This is a genomic window from Peribacillus frigoritolerans (assembly GCF_030676415.1).
Taxonomy (GTDB): Bacteria; Bacillota; Bacilli; order Bacillales; family DSM-1321; genus Peribacillus; species Peribacillus frigoritolerans_A.
In genome coordinates this window covers 182,584-201,980 of record NZ_JAUUTW010000007.1, presented here as the reverse complement: position 1 = coordinate 201,980, position 19,397 = coordinate 182,584, and the positions used below count along the sequence as shown (strand labels likewise).

22 protein-coding genes are annotated in these 19,397 nt (G+C 41.7%); 17 read left to right on the top strand and 5 right to left on the bottom strand.

Annotated features, from left to right (window positions below):
• Together Q8G36_RS09730 and Q8G36_RS09725 are read right to left on the bottom strand one after the other, a co-directional pair.
• On the bottom strand, positions 1-1,071 hold the full coding sequence (locus tag Q8G36_RS09730; protein WP_305159680.1) for a YheC/YheD family protein: 1,071 nt from the start codon (positions 1,069-1,071) through the stop codon (positions 1-3).
• A gap of 16 nt (positions 1,072-1,087) precedes the next feature.
• Positions 1,088-2,101: a YheC/YheD family protein gene (locus tag Q8G36_RS09725; RefSeq protein ID WP_305159681.1), complete on the bottom strand. Its 1,014-nt coding sequence runs from the start codon at positions 2,099-2,101 to the stop codon at positions 1,088-1,090.
• A 37-nt stretch (positions 2,102-2,138) separates the two neighbouring features.
• On the opposite strand from Q8G36_RS09725, the gene Q8G36_RS09720 reads away from it, so the two are divergent.
• The 5 genes from Q8G36_RS09720 (at position 2,139) to Q8G36_RS09700 (ending at position 5,549) form a co-directional block, all read left to right on the top strand.
• Positions 2,139-2,345 (top strand): hypothetical protein, encoded by a 207-nt coding sequence (locus Q8G36_RS09720; RefSeq protein WP_305159682.1) that lies wholly within the window; start codon positions 2,139-2,141, stop codon positions 2,343-2,345.
• 239 nt (positions 2,346-2,584) lie between these two features.
• Positions 2,585-3,724, top strand: a complete 1,140-nt coding sequence (locus Q8G36_RS09715) for a DUF445 domain-containing protein (protein WP_305159683.1) — start codon at positions 2,585-2,587, stop codon at positions 3,722-3,724.
• Positions 3,725-3,797: 73 nt separating this feature from the next.
• On the top strand, positions 3,798-4,154 hold the full coding sequence (locus Q8G36_RS09710) for a YlbF family regulator (RefSeq protein ID WP_305159684.1): 357 nt from the start codon (positions 3,798-3,800) through the stop codon (positions 4,152-4,154).
• A 146-nt stretch (positions 4,155-4,300) separates the two neighbouring features.
• The gene (locus Q8G36_RS09705; RefSeq protein WP_305159685.1) at positions 4,301-5,167 is read left to right on the top strand and encodes a Cof-type HAD-IIB family hydrolase; all 867 of its coding nucleotides are present in this window, start codon (positions 4,301-4,303) and stop codon (positions 5,165-5,167) included.
• Between the two features lie 115 nt (positions 5,168-5,282).
• Positions 5,283-5,549 carry a transcriptional regulator SplA domain-containing protein gene (locus Q8G36_RS09700; protein ID WP_241590686.1) on the top strand — a complete coding sequence of 89 codons (267 nt, stop codon included), beginning with the start codon at positions 5,283-5,285 and terminating at the stop codon, positions 5,547-5,549.
• A 434-nt stretch (positions 5,550-5,983) separates the two neighbouring features.
• Here Q8G36_RS09700 and Q8G36_RS09695 read toward each other — a convergent pair whose 3' ends face one another.
• On the bottom strand, positions 5,984-6,433 hold the full coding sequence (locus tag Q8G36_RS09695; protein WP_305159686.1) for a DinB family protein: 450 nt from the start codon (positions 6,431-6,433) through the stop codon (positions 5,984-5,986).
• 335 nt (positions 6,434-6,768) lie between these two features.
• Here Q8G36_RS09695 and Q8G36_RS09690 point away from each other — a divergent pair, with 335 nt between their 5' ends.
• From Q8G36_RS09690 to Q8G36_RS09650, 9 genes are all read left to right on the top strand, one after another.
• The gene (locus Q8G36_RS09690) at positions 6,769-7,071 is read left to right on the top strand and encodes an urease subunit gamma (RefSeq protein ID WP_305159687.1); all 303 of its coding nucleotides are present in this window, start codon (positions 6,769-6,771) and stop codon (positions 7,069-7,071) included.
• A gap of 13 nt (positions 7,072-7,084) precedes the next feature.
• Positions 7,085-7,399 (top strand): urease subunit beta, encoded by a 315-nt coding sequence (locus Q8G36_RS09685; RefSeq protein WP_305159688.1) that lies wholly within the window; start codon positions 7,085-7,087, stop codon positions 7,397-7,399.
• A 4-nt stretch (positions 7,400-7,403) separates the two neighbouring features.
• Positions 7,404-9,113, top strand: coding sequence for an urease subunit alpha (ureC, locus tag Q8G36_RS09680; protein ID WP_305159690.1), 1,710 nt, complete (start codon positions 7,404-7,406; stop codon positions 9,111-9,113).
• 9 nt (positions 9,114-9,122) lie between these two features.
• Positions 9,123-9,569: an urease accessory protein UreE gene (gene ureE / locus Q8G36_RS09675; RefSeq protein WP_305159691.1), complete on the top strand. Its 447-nt coding sequence runs from the start codon at positions 9,123-9,125 to the stop codon at positions 9,567-9,569.
• Positions 9,562-10,248, top strand: coding sequence for an urease accessory protein UreF (locus Q8G36_RS09670; RefSeq protein WP_305159692.1), 687 nt, complete (start codon positions 9,562-9,564; stop codon positions 10,246-10,248). The genes ureE and Q8G36_RS09670 overlap by 8 nt, the downstream gene beginning before the upstream one ends.
• Before the next feature lie 47 nt (positions 10,249-10,295).
• A complete protein-coding gene (gene ureG, locus Q8G36_RS09665) occupies positions 10,296-10,916 on the top strand; it encodes an urease accessory protein UreG (protein ID WP_370694028.1) in 621 nt (206 codons plus the stop codon).
• A complete protein-coding gene (locus Q8G36_RS09660) occupies positions 10,913-11,728 on the top strand; it encodes an urease accessory protein UreD (RefSeq protein WP_305159693.1) in 816 nt (271 codons plus the stop codon). The genes ureG and Q8G36_RS09660 overlap by 4 nt, the downstream gene beginning before the upstream one ends.
• A 21-nt stretch (positions 11,729-11,749) precedes the next feature.
• Entirely contained in the window at positions 11,750-12,394 is a 645-nt protein-coding gene (locus Q8G36_RS09655; RefSeq protein WP_305159694.1) for a sulfite exporter TauE/SafE family protein, read from the top strand.
• Between the two features lie 154 nt (positions 12,395-12,548).
• Positions 12,549-12,944, top strand: a complete 396-nt coding sequence (locus Q8G36_RS09650) for a hypothetical protein (RefSeq protein ID WP_305159695.1) — start codon at positions 12,549-12,551, stop codon at positions 12,942-12,944.
• Positions 12,945-13,543: 599 nt separating this feature from the next.
• On the opposite strand, the gene Q8G36_RS09645 is transcribed toward Q8G36_RS09650, so the two are convergent.
• The gene (locus tag Q8G36_RS09645; RefSeq protein WP_305159696.1) at positions 13,544-14,422 is read right to left on the bottom strand and encodes a dimethylarginine dimethylaminohydrolase family protein; all 879 of its coding nucleotides are present in this window, start codon (positions 14,420-14,422) and stop codon (positions 13,544-13,546) included.
• Positions 14,423-14,995: 573 nt separating this feature from the next.
• On the opposite strand from Q8G36_RS09645, the gene Q8G36_RS09640 reads away from it, so the two are divergent.
• Together Q8G36_RS09640 and Q8G36_RS09635 are read left to right on the top strand one after the other, a co-directional pair.
• The gene (locus Q8G36_RS09640) at positions 14,996-16,612 is read left to right on the top strand and encodes a long-chain fatty acid--CoA ligase (protein WP_305159697.1); all 1,617 of its coding nucleotides are present in this window, start codon (positions 14,996-14,998) and stop codon (positions 16,610-16,612) included.
• 93 nt (positions 16,613-16,705) lie between these two features.
• Entirely contained in the window at positions 16,706-17,503 is a 798-nt protein-coding gene (locus Q8G36_RS09635) for an enoyl-CoA hydratase (protein WP_305159698.1), read from the top strand.
• 401 nt (positions 17,504-17,904) lie between these two features.
• On the opposite strand, the gene Q8G36_RS09630 is transcribed toward Q8G36_RS09635, so the two are convergent.
• Complete coding sequence (locus tag Q8G36_RS09630) at positions 17,905-18,093, bottom strand: YhzD family protein (protein ID WP_048677954.1); 189 nt, start codon at positions 18,091-18,093, stop codon at positions 17,905-17,907.
• Positions 18,094-18,432: 339 nt separating this feature from the next.
• Here Q8G36_RS09630 and cysK point away from each other — a divergent pair, with 339 nt between their 5' ends.
• A complete protein-coding gene (gene cysK, locus Q8G36_RS09625; protein ID WP_305159700.1) occupies positions 18,433-19,356 on the top strand; it encodes a cysteine synthase A in 924 nt (307 codons plus the stop codon).
• Positions 19,357-19,397 lie beyond the last annotated feature (41 nt).

Here is a 19,397-nt window from a genome sequence, read left to right as displayed (position 1 = left end):
CTATTCACCTGCTTTCTGAAGATGTTCGGCTAAATACTGGCAATATTGAAACGGTGCGCGATGAATATCTTTCATGGTCTCCGGCTGTAGTGCCTGAATGATTTTCCTTCCGGGCTTCGAGTTAATGTCCATTATCCATATTTGGCCTTTTTTATCGATGCCTAGATCAATCCCCAACTCGAATAATCTTTCAAAGACAGCTTCGGTTTCTACGGGCAGGGAACGAAGGATATGCTGAATCTTTTGTTCGACAGCAATCGAAATCGTTTCCGGGTTTCTTTTGATGAAAGTATCCAATGAAATGGCTTCCCCGCCTGTGGCAAGATTTGAAGTAATTCCGTCTTTTTGTCCCGTACGAATTCCGCGGCCCCGTTCCATCCATTGATTCTTTTCGTTTTTTTGAAGTAAAATCCGTAAATCGAATGGCTCGTTATTTTGGCTGCAAAGTTCCAAATATGGCTGGCAGAGGTAACGGTATCGATTTAATAAATGCTGCAGCCATTTGTTAAGCTGGGATTTGGAGGGGAATTGGCGGTCATATTTGGTGCCCTTTTTCGTCATGGATACCATAGTGCCGTCTTCGGTTTTTGAAAGGAGATAGATTCCTGTACCGCCTGCACCGAATTCAGGTTTGATGATGATTTTATCCATGCGTTCCAAATGACCGGTAATATCTTCAGGTGTCGTCACTTGTACGGTCTCTGGAAAAAATGCCTGTAGGTGTGGATGGTTTTTTAGGATTTGGTACACTTCCCACTTACCAGGAAGGCCAAGCCCTAAGAAATTCGAGTTAGCTTTTAACCAATCGATTTTGTGTCGAGTTTCCGTTGACTCACGTACTAATCCGTGAAAACAGCGATCATATACAAAATCAGGTAAATCAAAAGTTGTGGCGATCCAAGTTTCGTTCTCGGCATCAAAACGCTCGCCCTTCACTTTTTTCAGATCCATATCAATATTTTCCGGTGAGAATTTACAAACTTTCATATTAAATGATTTAGCGGTTTTGGCTATTTCGGTGAAGTAGTTGTTTTCATGTGTATCCAACGCGGCCATTAATCCTATTAACACGTGCTAGCAACTCCTTTTATGGATGGTTTTCGCGGTTAAGGGCAAGCATGAAATCTATGATTGACTTTACTGATGGACGAAAGGTTTCATAGTTGCCTTGAAATTTTTTCGAAGGTTTTGAATTCACTTCGATGATCCATGGGTGGGTATCGGTATCCAGTGCTAAATCGATCCCTAGCTCACCGAATGAATCGTCATGGTTTTCCACTAAGGCCTGGGCAGTGTTTTTAGCAAGCCGTACGAGCTTTTGATATATGCGGCTGGCGTCCTGAAGGTCAAATGCTTCCTTTAGAAAATCCGGCCCATTTTTCATCAATCCGCCTTGTGCAATATTGGAAACGATAGTACCAGGGTCCCCAATCCGGGCAACCATTGATGAAACTTTCCATTCAAGCTGATCGTTCCGGTGAAGAAGTATGCGGAAATCAACTTTTCTCTGATCGGTTTCGAATAGGGAAATCCCTTTTTGAAGAATGAAGGATTGTTTTCTGGAAAATCTTTTTAAGGCTTCATACAACTTTTCATCCGTATCAGCAAAATGCACATCCTGGAGATGTCCAGATTGCTCGATTTTCCATTTTCCAGCTACTTGCGTTAATCTGCAAATATTCCTGCCTTGGCTGCCTGATACGGGTTTAAAGTAGATTACCGAATGCTTTTCTATAAATGTGAAGAAAGATTCCTTTTCGTTAAAAAGAATCGTCTCTGGCAAATTTGGCAACAGCTCATCTTCTAAGATTAGCAGCTCATGTACATCATGTTTGGAGAGGAACCTTCCATTGAACATCGGTATCGACCGTTCCTCCAGTTCAGTTTTAAACAGCTTGAAAGAATGTGATTCCTCAAGTTTGCGCGAATGTATCCGGTTATAAAATACATCAGGAATGGGGAGGGGCAAGGTTTGCCAGCCATCTTGCCCTGGCAGGTAGCCTTCCACAACTCCATCTTGAAGAGACTGCAGTTTTACTAAATAGAAGGGGATGCCCTGCTGATTACAATATGATTTCATTTCCTGATAAAATTTTTCCATCTCGCCGAATGTCCCGTCTTGTAAGGGAGTCTGATTCATGAGTGAAGCGAAGAATGGGCCTATTTTAATTGACCTTCCTTCCGCATGGTATGAGACGGAGATTGGATCGGAAAAAGTGGGTAAGGATAAAATTTGGTTCATATCATATGAAAGTTTCAATGTAGGCTGGGATGACGGGAATGGCTGGACAAGTACCGGGACGGAACGGCATCCAGCCATGATCGTTACGGGTTCTCCAAATTGAAGGCCCCATTCCTCAAATAGTTTTTCTTCGATAAACAGTAGCGCCTTCTTTCTAGTCTCTGCGGGATTTACCGTAATGAAAACTTTGTGATGGTTAAGGTTCATAATAATTCCCCGTTTGCACTAAGTTTGATATCCTTTTATAATTAAATGCTGGGCAAATGTGGATAACACATTCTATGTTTTTTTTATTAGAAGGTGTCATCAAGCCTCTATTTCAAGCAATAAAAGGAGAAATTCATGGGTGAGTTTTGGGTAACGATACTGTTTATGGTCGTCGTAGGTGCTGTAATAGGAGGCTTCACTAATTTATTAGCTATCAGAATGCTGTTCAGACCTTATAAACCAATCTATATTTTCGGGAAACAGCTGCCGTTGACACCAGGGTTGATTCCGAAGCGGCAGGATGAGTTAGCGAAACAATTAGGCAAATTGGTGGTTGATCATTTAATCACGCCAGTGAGCATTCAAAGTAAAGTCATCAATGATGCTTCTATACAGAATATGAAAATTTTCTTGAAGACAGAAGTAAAGAAAGCATTGTCCACGGAAAAAAGTACTGCTCAATTGCTTGATCAATTGGGAATGAAGAATTCTTCATTTACGTTAGAACAGAGATTACAAACATTCATTCTTGGTAAATATGAAACCTGGTCGGAAGAGAATAGGAGCAAGAGCTTGAAGGATATCGTCCCGCCGCACATTCAGCAAAAAGCCCTCGACTCGATTCCTGATTTGTCACGTTTCATCGTGAAAAAGGGAAAAGAATATTTTGACAGTGCAGAAGGCAAAAGCCGTCTTGAAGACATGTTGGATGATTTTTTCAAGGAACGTGGCAAGCTGATCCATTTAATTCAGATGTTCATTGGAAACGAAAGGTTAATTGATAAGATACAGCCGGAAATCATTAAATTCTTTGAACAATCGAGAACGATTGATATATTGTCAGTGATGATGGTGAAAGAGTGGGGAAATCTCGAGAAATGGGATGTAGAGAAAATCGAGGGAATGGTCGGACGAGAAACGATAAAACAAATGATTACCGAAAAAACGGCTGAAATGCTGCCTGTCGCTTCGATCATGAATAAGCCGGTTCGAGAATTGACGGCCAATTTCTCGGACACCATTGTGGAAAAGGGCGTCCCGATTTTCGTGGAAAAAGGTGCCGAGTACTTAATCAATCATTTTCAGCCGCTATTCCAAAAACTACATTTGGACGATATCGTGGAAGAACAGGTTTCGTCATTTTCGGTGTCCCGACTTGAGGAAATGGTCGTTTCCATCACTAAGAAGGAATTGTCGATGATTACATACCTTGGGGCTTTGCTTGGTGGAATCATCGGTTTATTTCAAGGTTTCGTAACTGTTTTAATAGGATGACGTGTAATTCATAACCGGATTTGTTATAGTGGAAAAGGTGTAGGAATACAATGATTACCGGGAGGGGAAATAAATGAGTAACGTATATGATGCAGCGTATGAAATGGAAAAGGCGATTAGGGCAAGTAATGAATATGCCGATTTGCAACGCTTATATGATCTTGTCAATTCTGATGTAGCAACAAAAGGAATGTTTGAAAACTTCCGTAATCTCCAGATGTCATTGCAGCAAAAGCAAATGATGGGACAGGAGATTGCACCGGAAGAGGTTGAGCAAGCACAAAAGACGGTCCAGCTTGTCCAACAAAACCCAACCATTTCACAATTGATGGAAGCGGAACAACGGATGAGCATGGTCATCGCAGACCTCAATAAAATTATCATGAAGCCGCTTGAAGATTTATATGGCTTGCCTGAACAACAGCAATAAGCGATTGGAGACTCCCTTCTATAATGGTTGGGGGTTTTTTTGTTCCCTGAAAGCACCGGTGCAAGGGTCGTGAACCACTATTTGTTCTATTCTCCAAATTTTAGTCATAAATTTGAAAGAGGATACTACAGATGGGGGAGATCAGCATGGTATATCGACTACTTGCGGTCAATATCGACGGGACATTGCTCCAGTCGAATGGCCGTTTAAATAAATCGACTAAAGAAGCAATAGATTATGTTCACCAAAAAGGTGTCCATGTTGCACTTGTGACGTCAAGAAACTATCACTCAGCAAAAAAAGTGGCCAAAGCCCTAAAAATAAATCCGATGATCGTTGCTCAGCAAGGAGCCTTTGTCGGAGCTTCCATAGAAAAGCCGATAATGGTAAAAAGAATACCAGAAGAACTGACTGCAGAGCTCGTGCAAATGCTTGAAAAGACCACGTGCCAAATATTGCTCATTCATGAAAAATACTCGCTGGGAAATCGGGTGAACCTTCCGGAGAATTTGCTTGGTAAAACGGTTATGTATTTGAATGATCAAAATATATATGCTCAAAATTATGTGGACGATATCAGTGAAGAGCTTATTGACCAGCCTATGGCCCCGACGAAGATGGACATAATATTTTCAGAAAAAAGTGATCGTAATGATATATTGAAATTGATAAAGGAAATGTTCCCTGAAGTCGATGCAATCTTACATCCAGGACATAAGATGACAATCGTTCCGAAGGGTGTTTCTAAATGGAGCGGTGTATTGTATTTAGCTGACCACTTAGAGGTGAAAAGAACGGAAATCGTCTCGATTGGAGATGGATTGGATGACATGGAAATGATTGCCGGTTCTGGTCTGGGAGTTGCCATGGGCAATGCGGATGAGGAAGTAAGGAAAGTGGCAAAATGGGTGACGCGCTCCAATGATCAAGATGGTGTTGCCTATATGCTGAGGGAATTTTTCCGGAAACAGCATCCGATCGATTTTTTACAAAAGATGAATATGCTTAAGTGAATGGCAGGGCTCCTTCATATAGAAGGGGCCCAATTCAGATAATGCAGCTTGCGAGGCCTGTTATAATTCATAAATAATTAAAAGCTTCTTTCCATAAACTAAAGGAAAATCAGTAATGGAAAGGAAGAATTCAATGGGTGTAATCAATGCAAAAGAAGTGCAAGTCGGAGACGAGGTGTTTGTGATTTATAATAATCCCCATGTTCCTACCGTTTCGAATATAAGGGCAGCGGAAATTGTTCCGCATCCCAAAGATCCCAATGCAGTTGCCTTGTTCCTGAACGATACATTTCATACGATTGAGGATGATGATGCTTTGTTCACTTCGGAAGCCGCAGCAGAAAAAGCATACAGTGATTATATGGATAACCAAATGACTTAAAGAGACGTTCACTTCGAATGAACAGAAGAAAGCCCTCGCTTATAGGCGGGGGCTCCTTTTGCAAACTCACGAGTAAACGCTCAAAATTCACGAGTATTTGTTGCAAACTCACGAGTAAACGCGCCGAACTTACGAGTAAACGCTCAAAATTCACGAGTATTTGTTGCAAACTCACGAGTAAACGCGCCAAACTCACATGTAATGTATGAAACTCACGAGTAAACGCTCAAAATCACGAGTAAACGTATGAAACTCACGAGTAAAAGCTCGAAATCCGGAGTATTTGCTCCAAACTTACGCGTAAATGTATCCAAACTCACATGTCAGAAGCCATTAGTGATTAAAACAGCATATTTGACTGGTGAATTTCCGTCTTAAATAAAAAAAACTGCCACTCATTTTTTCAAGAAAAACAGAGTGACAGTTACTTAATCTCAGTTATTGGATTGTATGAATAGTTTCATTGCGTGAATTTGGCCTATATGATTGGTTTCATGCAAGACTACAAAATTAATGAATTCTCCCACTGTTTCCATTCCGTTGAAAGGCTGTGCCGTTTTTTCTGTCAATCGTTCTTCCGGAATTTCAAGAAGTCGACCAAGTTGTTCATGCAACTGTTGCTTTAAAACTTCAACGGTAGGTACATCCCCGGTCCAGTTGGCAGGTTTTGAACCATATCCGAATAGCTGGCCGTAATTCGCTGGTAAATTGCTGTTGGAGTTCAATAAAAATTTTTCCGCTGTAGTAAGGACATGTCCAATGTGCCAATGGATTGTATTATTAAATCCTTCAGGCTGCACATCCATAAACTCTGGCTTGATTCCCTCGATTTCTTTTAAAAGATTGCCGCGCATGGCTGTCAGTTGATTTTTAACATAATTCATTTTACATTCCCCTTTCAATCTTGTTTTTTCTTACCGCTATCTCATGAAATTATAGCAAGGATAATTCAATATTATCAAATTTTAGATAAGCCTTTTCAAAAGGGAAGGCTTATCAATTTACAATTTATTTCATTTTAAGGGTTGTAATTGTCAGAAGATTTATTATAATTAAAATAATGTCAGGTTAGCTTACATATTTGTGTTAAGTTAAGGCGCGAAAGTGAAACGGAATATTGGCAATTGAAGTGTGTATGTGCACTTGAAGAAACGGAAGAGTTGCATCAGATCTAGTATTGGAATATTTGGCGGTATAGTTTGGCAAAAGGAGAGAGGGTATGCGTTTAACAGCAAGGGAACAGGAAAAGTTAATGGTTGTAGTGGCGGCAGATTTGGCAAGAAGGCGAAAAGATCGCGGCTTGAAATTGAACTATCCGGAATCCATTGCCTTGATTACCTATGAAATTGTCGAAGGGGCCAGGGATGGGAAATCAGTATCGGAACTGATGCATTTTGGCAGGACGATTCTTTCAAGTGAAGATGTTATGGATGGGATTCCTGAGATTATTCATGATATTCAAGTCGAGGCGACATTCCCGGACGGTACTAAGCTTGTGACTGTTCATAATCCGATTCAGTAAGGAGGGGGAAGCCATGATACCCGGTGAATATATCTTGAAAAAAGAACCGGTCGTATGTAACGAGGATAAAATTGCCACGTTCTTGACTGTCATCAACAGGGGAGACCGTCCGATACAGATTGGCTCACACTTCCACTTTTATGAAGTGAATCCTGGACTGGAGTTCACTCGTGAGGATGCTTTTGGGAAAAGGCTGAACATTCCTGCCGGCACAGCTGTCCGTTTTGAGCCGGGGGATGCGAAGGAAATTGAATTGATCCCATTCAGCGGCAAGAGGGAAGTTTATGGATTGAGCAATAAAACGAATGGTCCGCTTGATAAGGAGTGAAAATATGAGTCATGAAATGTCACGTAAGCAATATGCCGACATGTTTGGTCCGACAACAGGAGATTTAATTAGATTGGCAGATACCGAGCTTTTCATAGAAGTGGAAAAGGATTTTACAAAGTACGGGGATGAAGTGAAGTTTGGCGGGGGTAAAGTGATCCGTGATGGTATGGGGCAACATCCAACCGCTTCAAGAGATGAGGTGATGGATCTTGTTTTCACGAACGCGATCATCATCGATTATACTGGCATTTATAAAGCAGATATCGGCGTGAAGAATGGAAATATTTCAGCTATCGGAAAAGCGGGAAATCCCCTATTGATGGATGGTGTGACAATGGTGATAGGAGCTGCTACTGAAATAATTGCAGCGGAAGGAAAGATCGTTACTGCTGGAGGTATTGACGCCCATATCCACTTCATTGCCCCGCAGCAAATCGAGACTGCACTTTCAAGCGGAATCACGACAATGATTGGTGGGGGAACCGGACCTGCTACGGGAACGAACGCTACGACGTGTACTCCGGGAGCTTGGAATATACATAAAATGCTCGAAGCGGCAGAACATTTCCCTATGAACCTCGGTTTTTTAGGCAAAGGCAATTCCTCGGCTAAAGAACCGCTTGCTGAACAAATAGAAGCTGGCGCGATTGGGCTGAAATTACATGAAGATTGGGGTACGACGGCTGCAGCGATCGATACAAGTTTAATGGTGGCAGATGAATACGATGTTCAAGTGGCGATACATTCCGACACGCTTAATGAAGGTGGTTTCGTCGAGGATACGATCAAAGCGATCGGCGGCCGTGTCATTCATACTTATCATACCGAAGGGGCCGGCGGTGGGCATGCCCCTGATATCATCAAGGCGGCTAGTTATCCGAATATTCTTCCGTCCTCGACGAACCCTACCCGTCCATATACGATCAATACGTTGGAAGAGCATTTGGATATGCTGATGGTATGCCATCATTTGGATCCATCCGTACCCGAAGATATCGCTTTTGCCGATTCCCGGATTAGAAAAGAGACGATTGCAGCTGAAGACATTCTGCATGACCTGGGCGTCTTCAGCATGATCAGCTCCGATTCCCAAGCGATGGGGCGTGTAGGTGAAGTTATAATGCGGACATGGCAGACAGCCGATAAGATGAAAAAACAGCGTGGGAAAATGATGGAGGAGGCAGGGGAAGGGGACAATTTCCGCGTTAAGCGTTATGTTGCCAAATATACGATAAATCCTGCAATCACACATGGAATCTCTGATGTCGTCGGATCTGTGGAAGAAGGGAAATTCGCTGACCTTGTGCTATGGGATCCTGCTTTTTTCGGTGTCAAACCGGACATGATCCTAAAAGGGGGCATGATTGCGCACAGTATGATGGGAGATCCTAATGCTTCGATTCCAACACCTCAACCTGTGTTATACCGCCCGATGTTCGCCAGTTTTGGAAAAGCCGTTGCGAGTACGTCGATCACGTTCCTATCAAAAGCGTCATATGAAGCGGGAATTCATGAAGACCTGGGTTTGAAAAAAATAGTGAAGACTGTCTCGAACATTCGCAATCTTACAAAAAAAGATATGAAGTTAAACGGGGAGACACCCGTTTTGGAAGTTGATCCGCAAACATATGAAGTGACGGTTGATGGTGATTTAATTACGTGTGAGCCAGCGGAAATCCTGCCGATGGCGCAACGATATTTTTTATTCTGAGGTGATAGCATGATAGTTGAAGAAGTATTGGGAAACATAGAGTTTATTGAAAAAAAAGCGAAACATATCGAAAAGGTTTATCTGGAAAGCGATTCATTAAGAAAACGGATACTGAGGGTTAAAACGGATCATGGAAATGAAATTGGGATTCGCCTTAAAGAAAATAAGGATTTGCTGGATGGGGACATCCTTTATATGGATGAAAATAATATGATCGTGATCCATACGATAGATGACGATATTTTGACGATCTTGCCTACAACTCTAGGGCAGATGGGCGATATAGCGCATCAATTGGGAAATCGCCATCTACCTGCCCAATTTGATGGGGATAAAATGCTTGTTCAATATGATTATCTGGTGGAAGAGCTTTTGATGGAAATGGATATACCGTTTCGCCGTGAAAAGAGAAAGGTGAAGCAGGCATTCCGTCACATCGGCCATTCACATGATTGAACGTTTGTTTCCGTTGATCCAGCTTTGTGATTCCAATTTTCCATCTGGGTCGTTCTCCCATTCATTCGGGATGGAGACATACATTCAAGAAGAGAAAATACATGATGCCGCTTCTCTAAAGGAGTTTTTGAAGGTATACATTTCAAAATCATTAACCTATTCAGATGGACTGGGGTGCCGGCTTGCTTATGAATTGATAAGAAGTCATGGGGCTGAAGGAATATGGGATCTGGATGAGAAGCTGTATGCTGCCTGTTCAGCCCGGGAATCCAGAGAGGCTTCAAAAAGAATTGGGCAGCAGATGGCTAAACTATGCTCGAAATTATATCCATCAAAAGAATTATCGGCATACTTGAAGAAAATCCAAGCAAAACAATGCTACGGACATCCGGCAATCGTATTTGCGCTTGTTTGCACCGAACTGAACCTTACCGTAGAAATGGCCATTCATGCCTGTTTGTATGCAGCCGTTTCCTCACTGATCCAAAATGCAGTAAGAGGAATCCCTTTGGGTCAGACTGCGGGACAATCCTTGTTATTATGGACACATGATGTTATCCAGACAGCTGTTGCATTCATTAAAGGACTTCCGGAGGGTGAACTCGGACGGACACTGCCGGGGTTGGAAATCGCACAAATGAGACATGAGCAATTACATGTAAGACTATTTATGAGTTAACCAGAAAAGAGGTGACAGGTTTGCCCTATTTAGAGGGTAAATCGATAATGATGAAGCAAGTAGTCAAAATAGGTGTAGGCGGCCCGGTTGGTGCCGGAAAAACGATGCTTGTCGAGAAGTTGACGCGGGTAATGGAAAATGGCTTCAGCATGGCAGTCGTAACGAATGATATATATACAAAGGAAGATGCCTTGTTTTTAATGAAAAATGGTGTGCTTCCTGAAAATCGTATCATCGGCGTGGAAACCGGCGGCTGTCCACATACAGCTATACGTGAGGACGCTTCGATGAATTTTGCAGCTATTGATGAATTGATGGAACTCCATCCGGAACTGGATTTGATTTTTGTGGAAAGCGGCGGTGATAATTTAGCGGCGACCTTCAGCCCTGAACTCGTTGACTTTTCCATCTATATCATTGATGTCGCACAAGGGGAGAAAATCCCCCGGAAAGGTGGCCAGGGAATGATTAAATCGGATTTATTCATCATTAATAAAACGGACTTGGCCCCGTATGTAGGAGCAAGTCTGGAAGTGATGGAGAGGGATACATTAACGACCCGAGGGGATAAACCTTTCTTTTTTACTAATTTAAAAGACGAAAAGGGATTGACTGATGTCGTGAACTGGATAAAGTCAGAGGCATTTCTTATAGGACTTGAGCAGTGAACTGGACAGGCAGCATTCGCTTAAAAGCGGTAATGAAAAATGATCGTACAATAGTGAAGGATACTTATTATGACGGGGCATTCAAATTGTCCCGTCCTGTGTTTCTTGATGAATTTTCACCGACCTATTTTCTCATTCATGTTGGGGGCGGCTATGTAGGAGGGGACAGGTACCATCAGCTCTTTTGTTTGGAAGAAGGGGCTACAATGACGTTGACGACACAGTCGGCGACAAAGGTATACAAAACGATGGGGGAGCCGGCATTGCAGGAAACCGAGCTGGTATTAAAAAAAAGGAGTTTTCTTACCTATGTGCAGGACCCTATAATTGCCTATGAATCTGCTCGATATATTCAGAATATGACGATACATATGGAAAGTGGAGCGGGATTGTTGCTGACGGATATATTTACACCGGGATGGTCAGAAAGTAAGACGGAATTTACATATGATTGGATCCGCTCCAAACTAAACGTGTTCCATGATGGTAAAAGGCTTATAATGGACCACTTGCTTCTGAATCCTTCAGACGAGATGGACTCTGTGCTCTTATTGGAAGGATACAGTCATTTTGGCTCATTATTATTGATACATGAAGAGGTGGACGGGGAAATCATTAACGAACTGGATGAAATGCTTTCCCCGTTAAGAAGCAATGTTAGAATAGGTTTTTCCCGGCTGCCAATACGTGGTTTGATACTGCGGATATTAGCAAATCAAACTCAACAGATAGAAAAGGTATTTTCTGTTTGTGAGGATCTCTTCCGAAGGAGGGTCCTGCGGGAGGATGCAATCTTTTATCGTAAATATTAGCAAAGGGAAAGGAGGGGGTTTATGGAAATGAGTTTATTGCTGGTTTTAGCGATTGGATTTGCATTAGGCATAAAGCATGCCCTGGAACCCGATCATATCATTGCCGTTTCTACGATTGCGAGCCAAAGCAAGAAAATATGGAAATCTTCACTTGCAGGCGTATTTTGGGGAATCGGGCATACACTTACTCTTTTGGTGTTCGGTGTCATCCTGATTCTTTTGAAAAACGAAATTCCGGAAGCTTGGGCAATGTCATTGGAATTTGTTGTGGGAATCATGTTGGTATATTTAGGTATCACGACGATTTTTTCTTGGAAGCAAACGGAGCAGCATGACCATACAGGACGGGCTACCTATCTAAAATCGATGTTAGTGGGAATCGTCCATGGACTTGCCGGCAGTGCTGCAATGGTCCTGCTTACTATGAGTACGATAGATGCAGCGTGGCAGGGGGCAATCTACATTATCATATTTGGTGTAGGTACTTGTATAGGCATGCTTCTGTTCACTACGATTTTAAGCATCCCCTTTGTCACAAGTTCTTCTTCCAAAAAAGTCAATCGTTCACTCATCCGATTGACAGGTGTGATAAGCACGGTTTTCGGAATCTATTATATGTACAATCTGGGTATCAACGAGGAACTATTTTCAGTTTGGTTTGGTTGAAGGAATACCAGGGTCAGGAACTCTCAAGCCAAAAGCTTGAGGGTTTTTTTGCTGCTAATAAATCGATAAACATTCCTATTACTCTTTTGGATGGACTAGTATAATGAAATATATTGGATAATTAATCCATCCAGGTATGAGGAGGTGGCATTTAATGAAAAGGAAATTATTCCTGCTTGCACTTAGCCTATTAGCAATAACGTTAACTGCAGGTTGTACAACAAAGCAAGAACATATTTCCATTCAAAAATTTGAAGGGAAAAACTACAAATTCGAAGCATATAAAGAAAAGATAGAAATAAAAAGAACAGAAAAAACAAAAGAAATAGTAAAAAATGCTGATTGGGAAGAATTCGCATTGGAGAAGGATCATTCTAAGGCGGACTTCATCTTTTATTTTAATGATGAAAAAAGCGAAGGTAAAATAGCTGTATATTATGTTTGGGTTAATACTGATGAAAATATTGTAGAATTGACGAAGGATGAACATAGCCAGTATGTACAGTTAAATAGAAAGGATTCTGAAATTTTATTAACACTGCTCCACTAATTAAAAGGAGGAGAAAGGCAGGACTTGTACTTTCAGGAAACCGCCAGACAAGCATTTTTTTATTGCATTTAGAACTCTTATGAGCCCGAATATCAACAAAGTTATTTAATGTAGACACCTTTGGAATCGAGGCATTAAAAAAGAACTAAACCATTAATCCTTCCTGTTCCACTAACAGATACGTGATTTCCCAAAAAATAAAGTGATCACATAAGAGTTCCATTTGTTTTTAGAAAAATCAACATTACACATTAATGTTCCAGACTGTAGATAAATTCGAACAATGCGAGTTTGCCTACAGTTTTTTGCCTTTTAAGAAAAAGCTCCAGTTGTTTTCAGAAATCCGCTCCCTTTCCGCCGACTGTCTGCCGAGCCTCCTCGCCGCAAGCGTCTGTGGGGTCTCGGCTAGCCAGTTTTTCGGCAGGAGTGTCGCAAATTTCTACAAATCCAGTGAGGGTTTCATAAAATAGTAAAATCCGTGAAAAGTATATCCTGGTCTTAACCGTAGTTCGGGATAAGACAATTCCGAACACCCTTTTGTCGACAAGCTGCAACATTTAACATTAATGTTTGATAACACCTGGTTTCTTTCATTCTGCTCAGGCTGAATCAGTCTTCTTATTCGTTGTCCTCAATAGTGGCATTGTGCAGCAACGAAAAGAGCCGCCGGACTTGATGATTTCGCTTATATCGACTTCGATGACTTCGTATCCGCGTTTACGAAGCTCACTATTTACCTGTTTATTACACGGAAGACTGAATAATTTTTTATTCCCAATCGAAAGCACATTGGTTCCTAATGTGAATTGTTCTTCTTTAGTCACTTCAATCATGTCATAACGTGAGGCTAATAAATCCATCTCTTTTTTTGTAAAGGACTCTGGAAAAATAAGCGCCTCTGTCGGTGATATGATATTGAAAACACAATCTAAATGAAGGAATGTTTCAATGAAAGGAACCGCGATGATATCGTATTCCGGTAATAGGGTTTGAAGATGCTTGACGGATGTTTCATCCGTTCTTTCACTGATTCCAATATAGATGGTCTTTCCGTCAATAAGGACATCCCCGCCCTCAATATGATTTTTGAGGAGGTTGAAAAATGAGATACCATTCGTTTCAAGCCAGGATTTCAATATTTGTTCTTCACCCTGCCTGATACCTGTTGCCAACTCAGCAACGTAAACGGTATTGCCAAGAGTGAAACCGATATCTCTGGTAAAGACTTGTTCTGGATATGTAAATTGTGGCGGAAGTTTTATGACTTCAATCCCTTCATGTTCAAGAGCCTTTATAAATTGGGCGTGCTGCTTCAAGGCAAGTGCCTGATCGATATTTTCTTCTTGAAACTCTTTTTGGGTTTCGTTAATGATCTCCCGGATCTCCATATGACGAGGTTCACAGACGATCACCCGTGATAGCTTTGAATATTCACTCGCGCAATAAGCTTCTAGTTCTTCGTTTATTTTGTTTACCATAAATGAGCTCCCTCTAAATATAATTGTATCTTTACTATTTCCTCTTTTTTCTAGAAAGAAACATAAAAAATATTTCATGGAACTGCACCAATAAATTTGGTTTAAAAATAAAATATCAGATTACCTCCTAATTAAATGACTTCGGTATTTACCGGAGACATTTTCATACGAGTTTGCCTATTGATTTCAGAAATCCGCTCCCTTTCCGCCGCCGTCTGCCAAGCGCCTCCTCGCCGCAAGCGTCTGTGTGGTCTTGGCTAGCCAGTTATTCGGCAGGATCGTCGCAAATTTCTTCAAACTAGTGAGGGTTTCATAAAAAAGAAAAAAACCATAAAGTGTAACCTAGTCTTGTTTAAAATCTTCCGAACCCCCTTTGTAGACAAAAGGGTTTCTATCTAAATTTTAAAACAAGGTCCCTACAGGCGCAAAGAGCGCCGAGGGCGTACCGCCCACAGAAAGCGAGTGCCTGGAGTGGATCCAAAATAATCGTAAAAGGATCCTAGGGAAAAAGGATTATTTTTTTTCTGGTCGAATATATAATGAGCATGCTTTTAAAATAAGGGGGAGATTGTAATGATGGATACTCCATTGATCATGACTCAAATCATTGAGAGAGCTGAAAAATATTTTCCGAAGAAAGAGGTAGTTTCGCGTACGGATGGTGGAATTCACACATTTACATATGCTGAGATTGCTGAGCGTACAAGAAGGCTGACCAGTAATCTTGAAAAATTCGGTATTCAAACAGGTGACCGTATTGGAACACTTGCCTGGAATCATCATCGGCATTTAGAAGCTTATTTTGCGATTCCTTGTCATGGTGCTGTCCTACATACAATCAATATGCGTCTGTCTCCTCAACATGTTTCTTATATCGTCAATAGTGCGGAGGATCGATTATTATTGATAGACCCGGATGTCATCCCCCTTTTGGAAGCAATTAAAGATGAGTTAACGACAGTGGAAGGTTATATCATAATGACGGATAAAGATGAGCTGCCTGAAACGACCCTTTCACCTATTTATCATTATGAAAAACTATTAGCCGATGGGAATCCGAAACAGCCATTCATTCAAAACTTGGATGAAAATGCACCTGCAGGCATATGTTATACTTCCGCCACGACCGGAAATCCAAAAGGTGTGGTTTATTCACATCGCGGAATTTTGTTGCATGCGATTGCATTGGGGCTTGCCGATTCTACAGCATTAAGTGAACGTGATGTGGCCCTTCCTGTCGTTCCCATGTTTCACGTGAATGCCTGGGGAATGCCTTTTGCCAGTGTTTGGTTTGGAACGAAGATGGTTTTGCCGGGACCCTACTTCACCCCAAAGATTTTGGCTGAGTTTATAGAAACGGAGAAGGTTACAATCGCAGCAGGCGTTCCGACGATATGGCTGGGCTTATTGAAGGAGCTAGAAGAAGGCAGCCATGATACGAGCAGCATTCGTGCTGTTTTATGCGGAGGGTCGGCTGCTCCGAAAAGCATGATTAAAACCTTTGAACAAAAGTATGGGATACCATTCCTGCATGCCTATGGAATGACTGAAACAAGCCCGCTCGTATTTGTATCCAAACCAAAAAGCTATCAGGAAGACCTTCCTGAAGAAGAACTTTATGAGTTGAAGGCCAAGCAGGGCCTTGTTTCGCCAATGATAGAAATTAAAGTGATCGGTCAGGATGGCGAAGTGAAACCTGATGGAAAAGAAATGGGCGAATTGCTGATCAGGGGTCCTTGGATAGCAAATGAGTATTTTAAGGATGAGCGGTCAGAGGATACCTTTAAAGATGGCTGGCTGTATACGGGGGATGTTGTCACGATTGATGAAGAAGGATTCGTGAAAATCGTCGACCGGACTAAGGACTTGATAAAAAGCGGCGGTGAGTGGATTTCTTCCGTAGATATAGAGAATGCATTAATGGCCCATGAAGGAATCTTTGAGGCGGCGGTAATCGCAGTGCCTCACGAAAAATGGCAGGAACGGCCGATTGCCTGTGTTGTTTTGAAGGACGCATACCAGGGGCAAGTGTCCCAGGAGGACATCATCGAATTTTTAAAGCCGCAGTTTGCAAAATGGTGGCTGCCGGATGAAGTGGTCTTTTTGGATGATATTCCGAAAACGGGTGTTGGAAAGTTCTTGAAAAGGGCTTTGCGTGATCAGCTTCAGGATAAATATATCAAGAAATAATGTTATATTTGTCTAATTATAACTTTTCGCCCTATTCTGATAAATAATAAAAAATATATAATAGAGTCATAGGACGATAGAGGAGGAAATAAATTGAGTATTGAATCGACATCACCTGCAGGCACTGTTTTAGTCACATATTTGGACCGGACGGCTACTGTTGCAATGAACCGTCCAGAGGCAATGAATTCTCTAAATCCGCAAATGCTGCATGATTTTATTTATGCCCTTAAGGAGGTAAGTGAGAATGAAGAAGTGGACGTCGTCATTTTAAAAGGGAATGGGAAAGCATTTTCCGCTGGTGGTGACATTAAGATGATGCTCTCGCCTGGAAAAGAAAACGCTTTCGATGAACTGATGGATGGAATCAGTGAATTGGTGACCACTCTATACTTCATGCCTAAATTGACCATCAGTGCCATTCATGGTGCAGCTGCAGGGCTTGGGTTGAGTATAGCTCTTGCAACCGATCATCTTATTGCCGATTCGGAAAGTAAGATTGCTATGAATTTTATCGGAATTGGATTAATCCCTGATGGCGGCGGACACTTCTTCCTTGAGCGTCGTCTAGGTGAAGTGGGTGCTAAAGAGTTGATCTGGGAAGGTAAAGTGCTTACAGCGCTTGAAGCAAAAGAAAAGGGCCTCATTCATGAAGTGGCAGACGGAACCTTGGAACATGCGGTAGAGAAGAAAGTGCAAGCGTGGCTGCAAAGTCCGGTACAGGCCATGATTAAAACAAAAAAGATCCTTAGTGAAAAAAATCGCCCACTATTAATTAAGATGCTTGAGATTGAAAAAGCTGCTCAGATGAAAATGCGTCAAACAGCGGATCACCAAGAGGGAATAAGAGCTTTCGTGGAAAAAAGAAAACCGAACTTCATCGGAAAATGAATGAGAAAGGCCGTCTCTTTTCTAGTGACGGCCTCAGTTTGTAGCCTTCGGAAAACGTATCTTTCATCAATTGATGTTCCTGAACCGTCTGACCCCAAAGCAACACCTTCAACTCCTCGGGTATGGTTTCTATCTAAAGTCTATAACAAAGTTGATGGGAGAGGAAGGTGCGAGACCCCGCAGGGCAAGCCGCGGGCGGACTGCCCGCGGAAAGCGAGTGCCTGGAACGGAAATCAACGTCCAAATTGTACAAGCCATAAAAAAACTGTAGACAAACTCGATTTTCATCGAGTTTGTCTACAGTTTGAGGTCGTCACGTTATTGTGACGGCTTTTCTATATAGATTAAAAAGGAAGATACGGAAAACTTGATATTTTTAGTGATTGCGCTTCCATTTTTAATCAGCGATGAAAAAGCAATAAAGCGCCTGAAGGTGATGTACAGCGATGTGTTTGATCTTGATAGTTTTTTTCCTTCAATAGGTTTTGTCCCAATTCTTTTGCTTGTTCATCATTCTCGGCTGTAAATGATTCATCCAATAGTTTTTCCCCTGACGGTTCAAAAACGGTTAATTTGTATATTCTGCTCATTTTCAAAAACTCCCTTGTCAAAATAATACTGTCTTTTTTCTAAAGATAGGTACTGTTATAAAAATTTTATCATTATCAGTCAATTTTGACTATTGTTATGTGAGGGAAATGTATTAAGACTGGGAATATTGATAAGTGGCTGAATATCTTCAAAAATGATGGAAAATAACTATACCGAACTAACTTCATAGTTTTTTTCCTTTAAGTTTGGAAAGAATGAAAACAAAACCCATTTATACTAGAGGAATTCTCTCTTTAAAATGAAAAATCATAAATGATATAATAAACCTGAGTAAAAGTGCATGTAGGAAGTGTATGGATCGAAGGGGGATTTTTTGAATGACGGTAAAAATCGTTAATAATATCACTGAATTGATAGGAGATACACCTGTTGTAAGGATTAATCATTTAACAGCGGAGGGTGACGCTGAAGTATTTGTGAAACTTGAATATTTCAATCCAAGCCGAAGCGTGAAAGATCGGGCTGCCTTCAACTTAATTAGGCAGGCTGAATTGGATGGAATCATTCAATCCGGGGCCACGATCATAGAACCAACATCAGGGAATACAGGTATTGGGCTTGCTATGAATGCTGCAGCAAAGGGGTATAGGGCCATTATGGTCATGCCGGATAATATGTCGAAAGAAAGAATCAATATCTTAAAGGCATACGGAGCGGAAGTTGTCCTTACCCCTGCATCAGAGAGGATGCCGGGAGCCATTCGTAAAGCTGAGGAACTTGCCGCAAAGATTCCTAATAGCTTTATTCCGCAGCAATTCGAAAACCAAGCCAATCCTGATATTCACAGAGTGACGACAGCAGTCGAGATTCTAGATCAGATGGATGGAAACCTGGATGTGTTTATCGCTACTGCTGGAACGGGAGGAACGATAACCGGTACAGGTGAAGCCTTAAAAGAACATCTGCCGGATTTAAGGGTTGTCGTTGTCGAGCCTAAGGGTTCCCCGGTTCTTTCCGGCGGAAAGCCTGGTCCTCATAAGTTAGTGGGTACGAGCCCTGGTTTTATCCCAAACATTTTAAATACAGAGGTATTTGATGAAATCGTACAAGCGGCTGATGAAGATGCGATTTCCACCATGAAGGACCTGGCTTCGAAGGAAGGGATATTGATTGGACCTTCAGGAGGTGCCTCTGTCTGGACTGCCCTGCAGGAAGCCCGTCGTCTTGGAAGTGGAAAACGAGTATTATGCATTGCACCGGATAATGGTGAACGCTATTTAAGTATGGATATTTTTAAATGATGAAAAAGACCGAATGCCGTGCATGAAACAATGTTCACGCC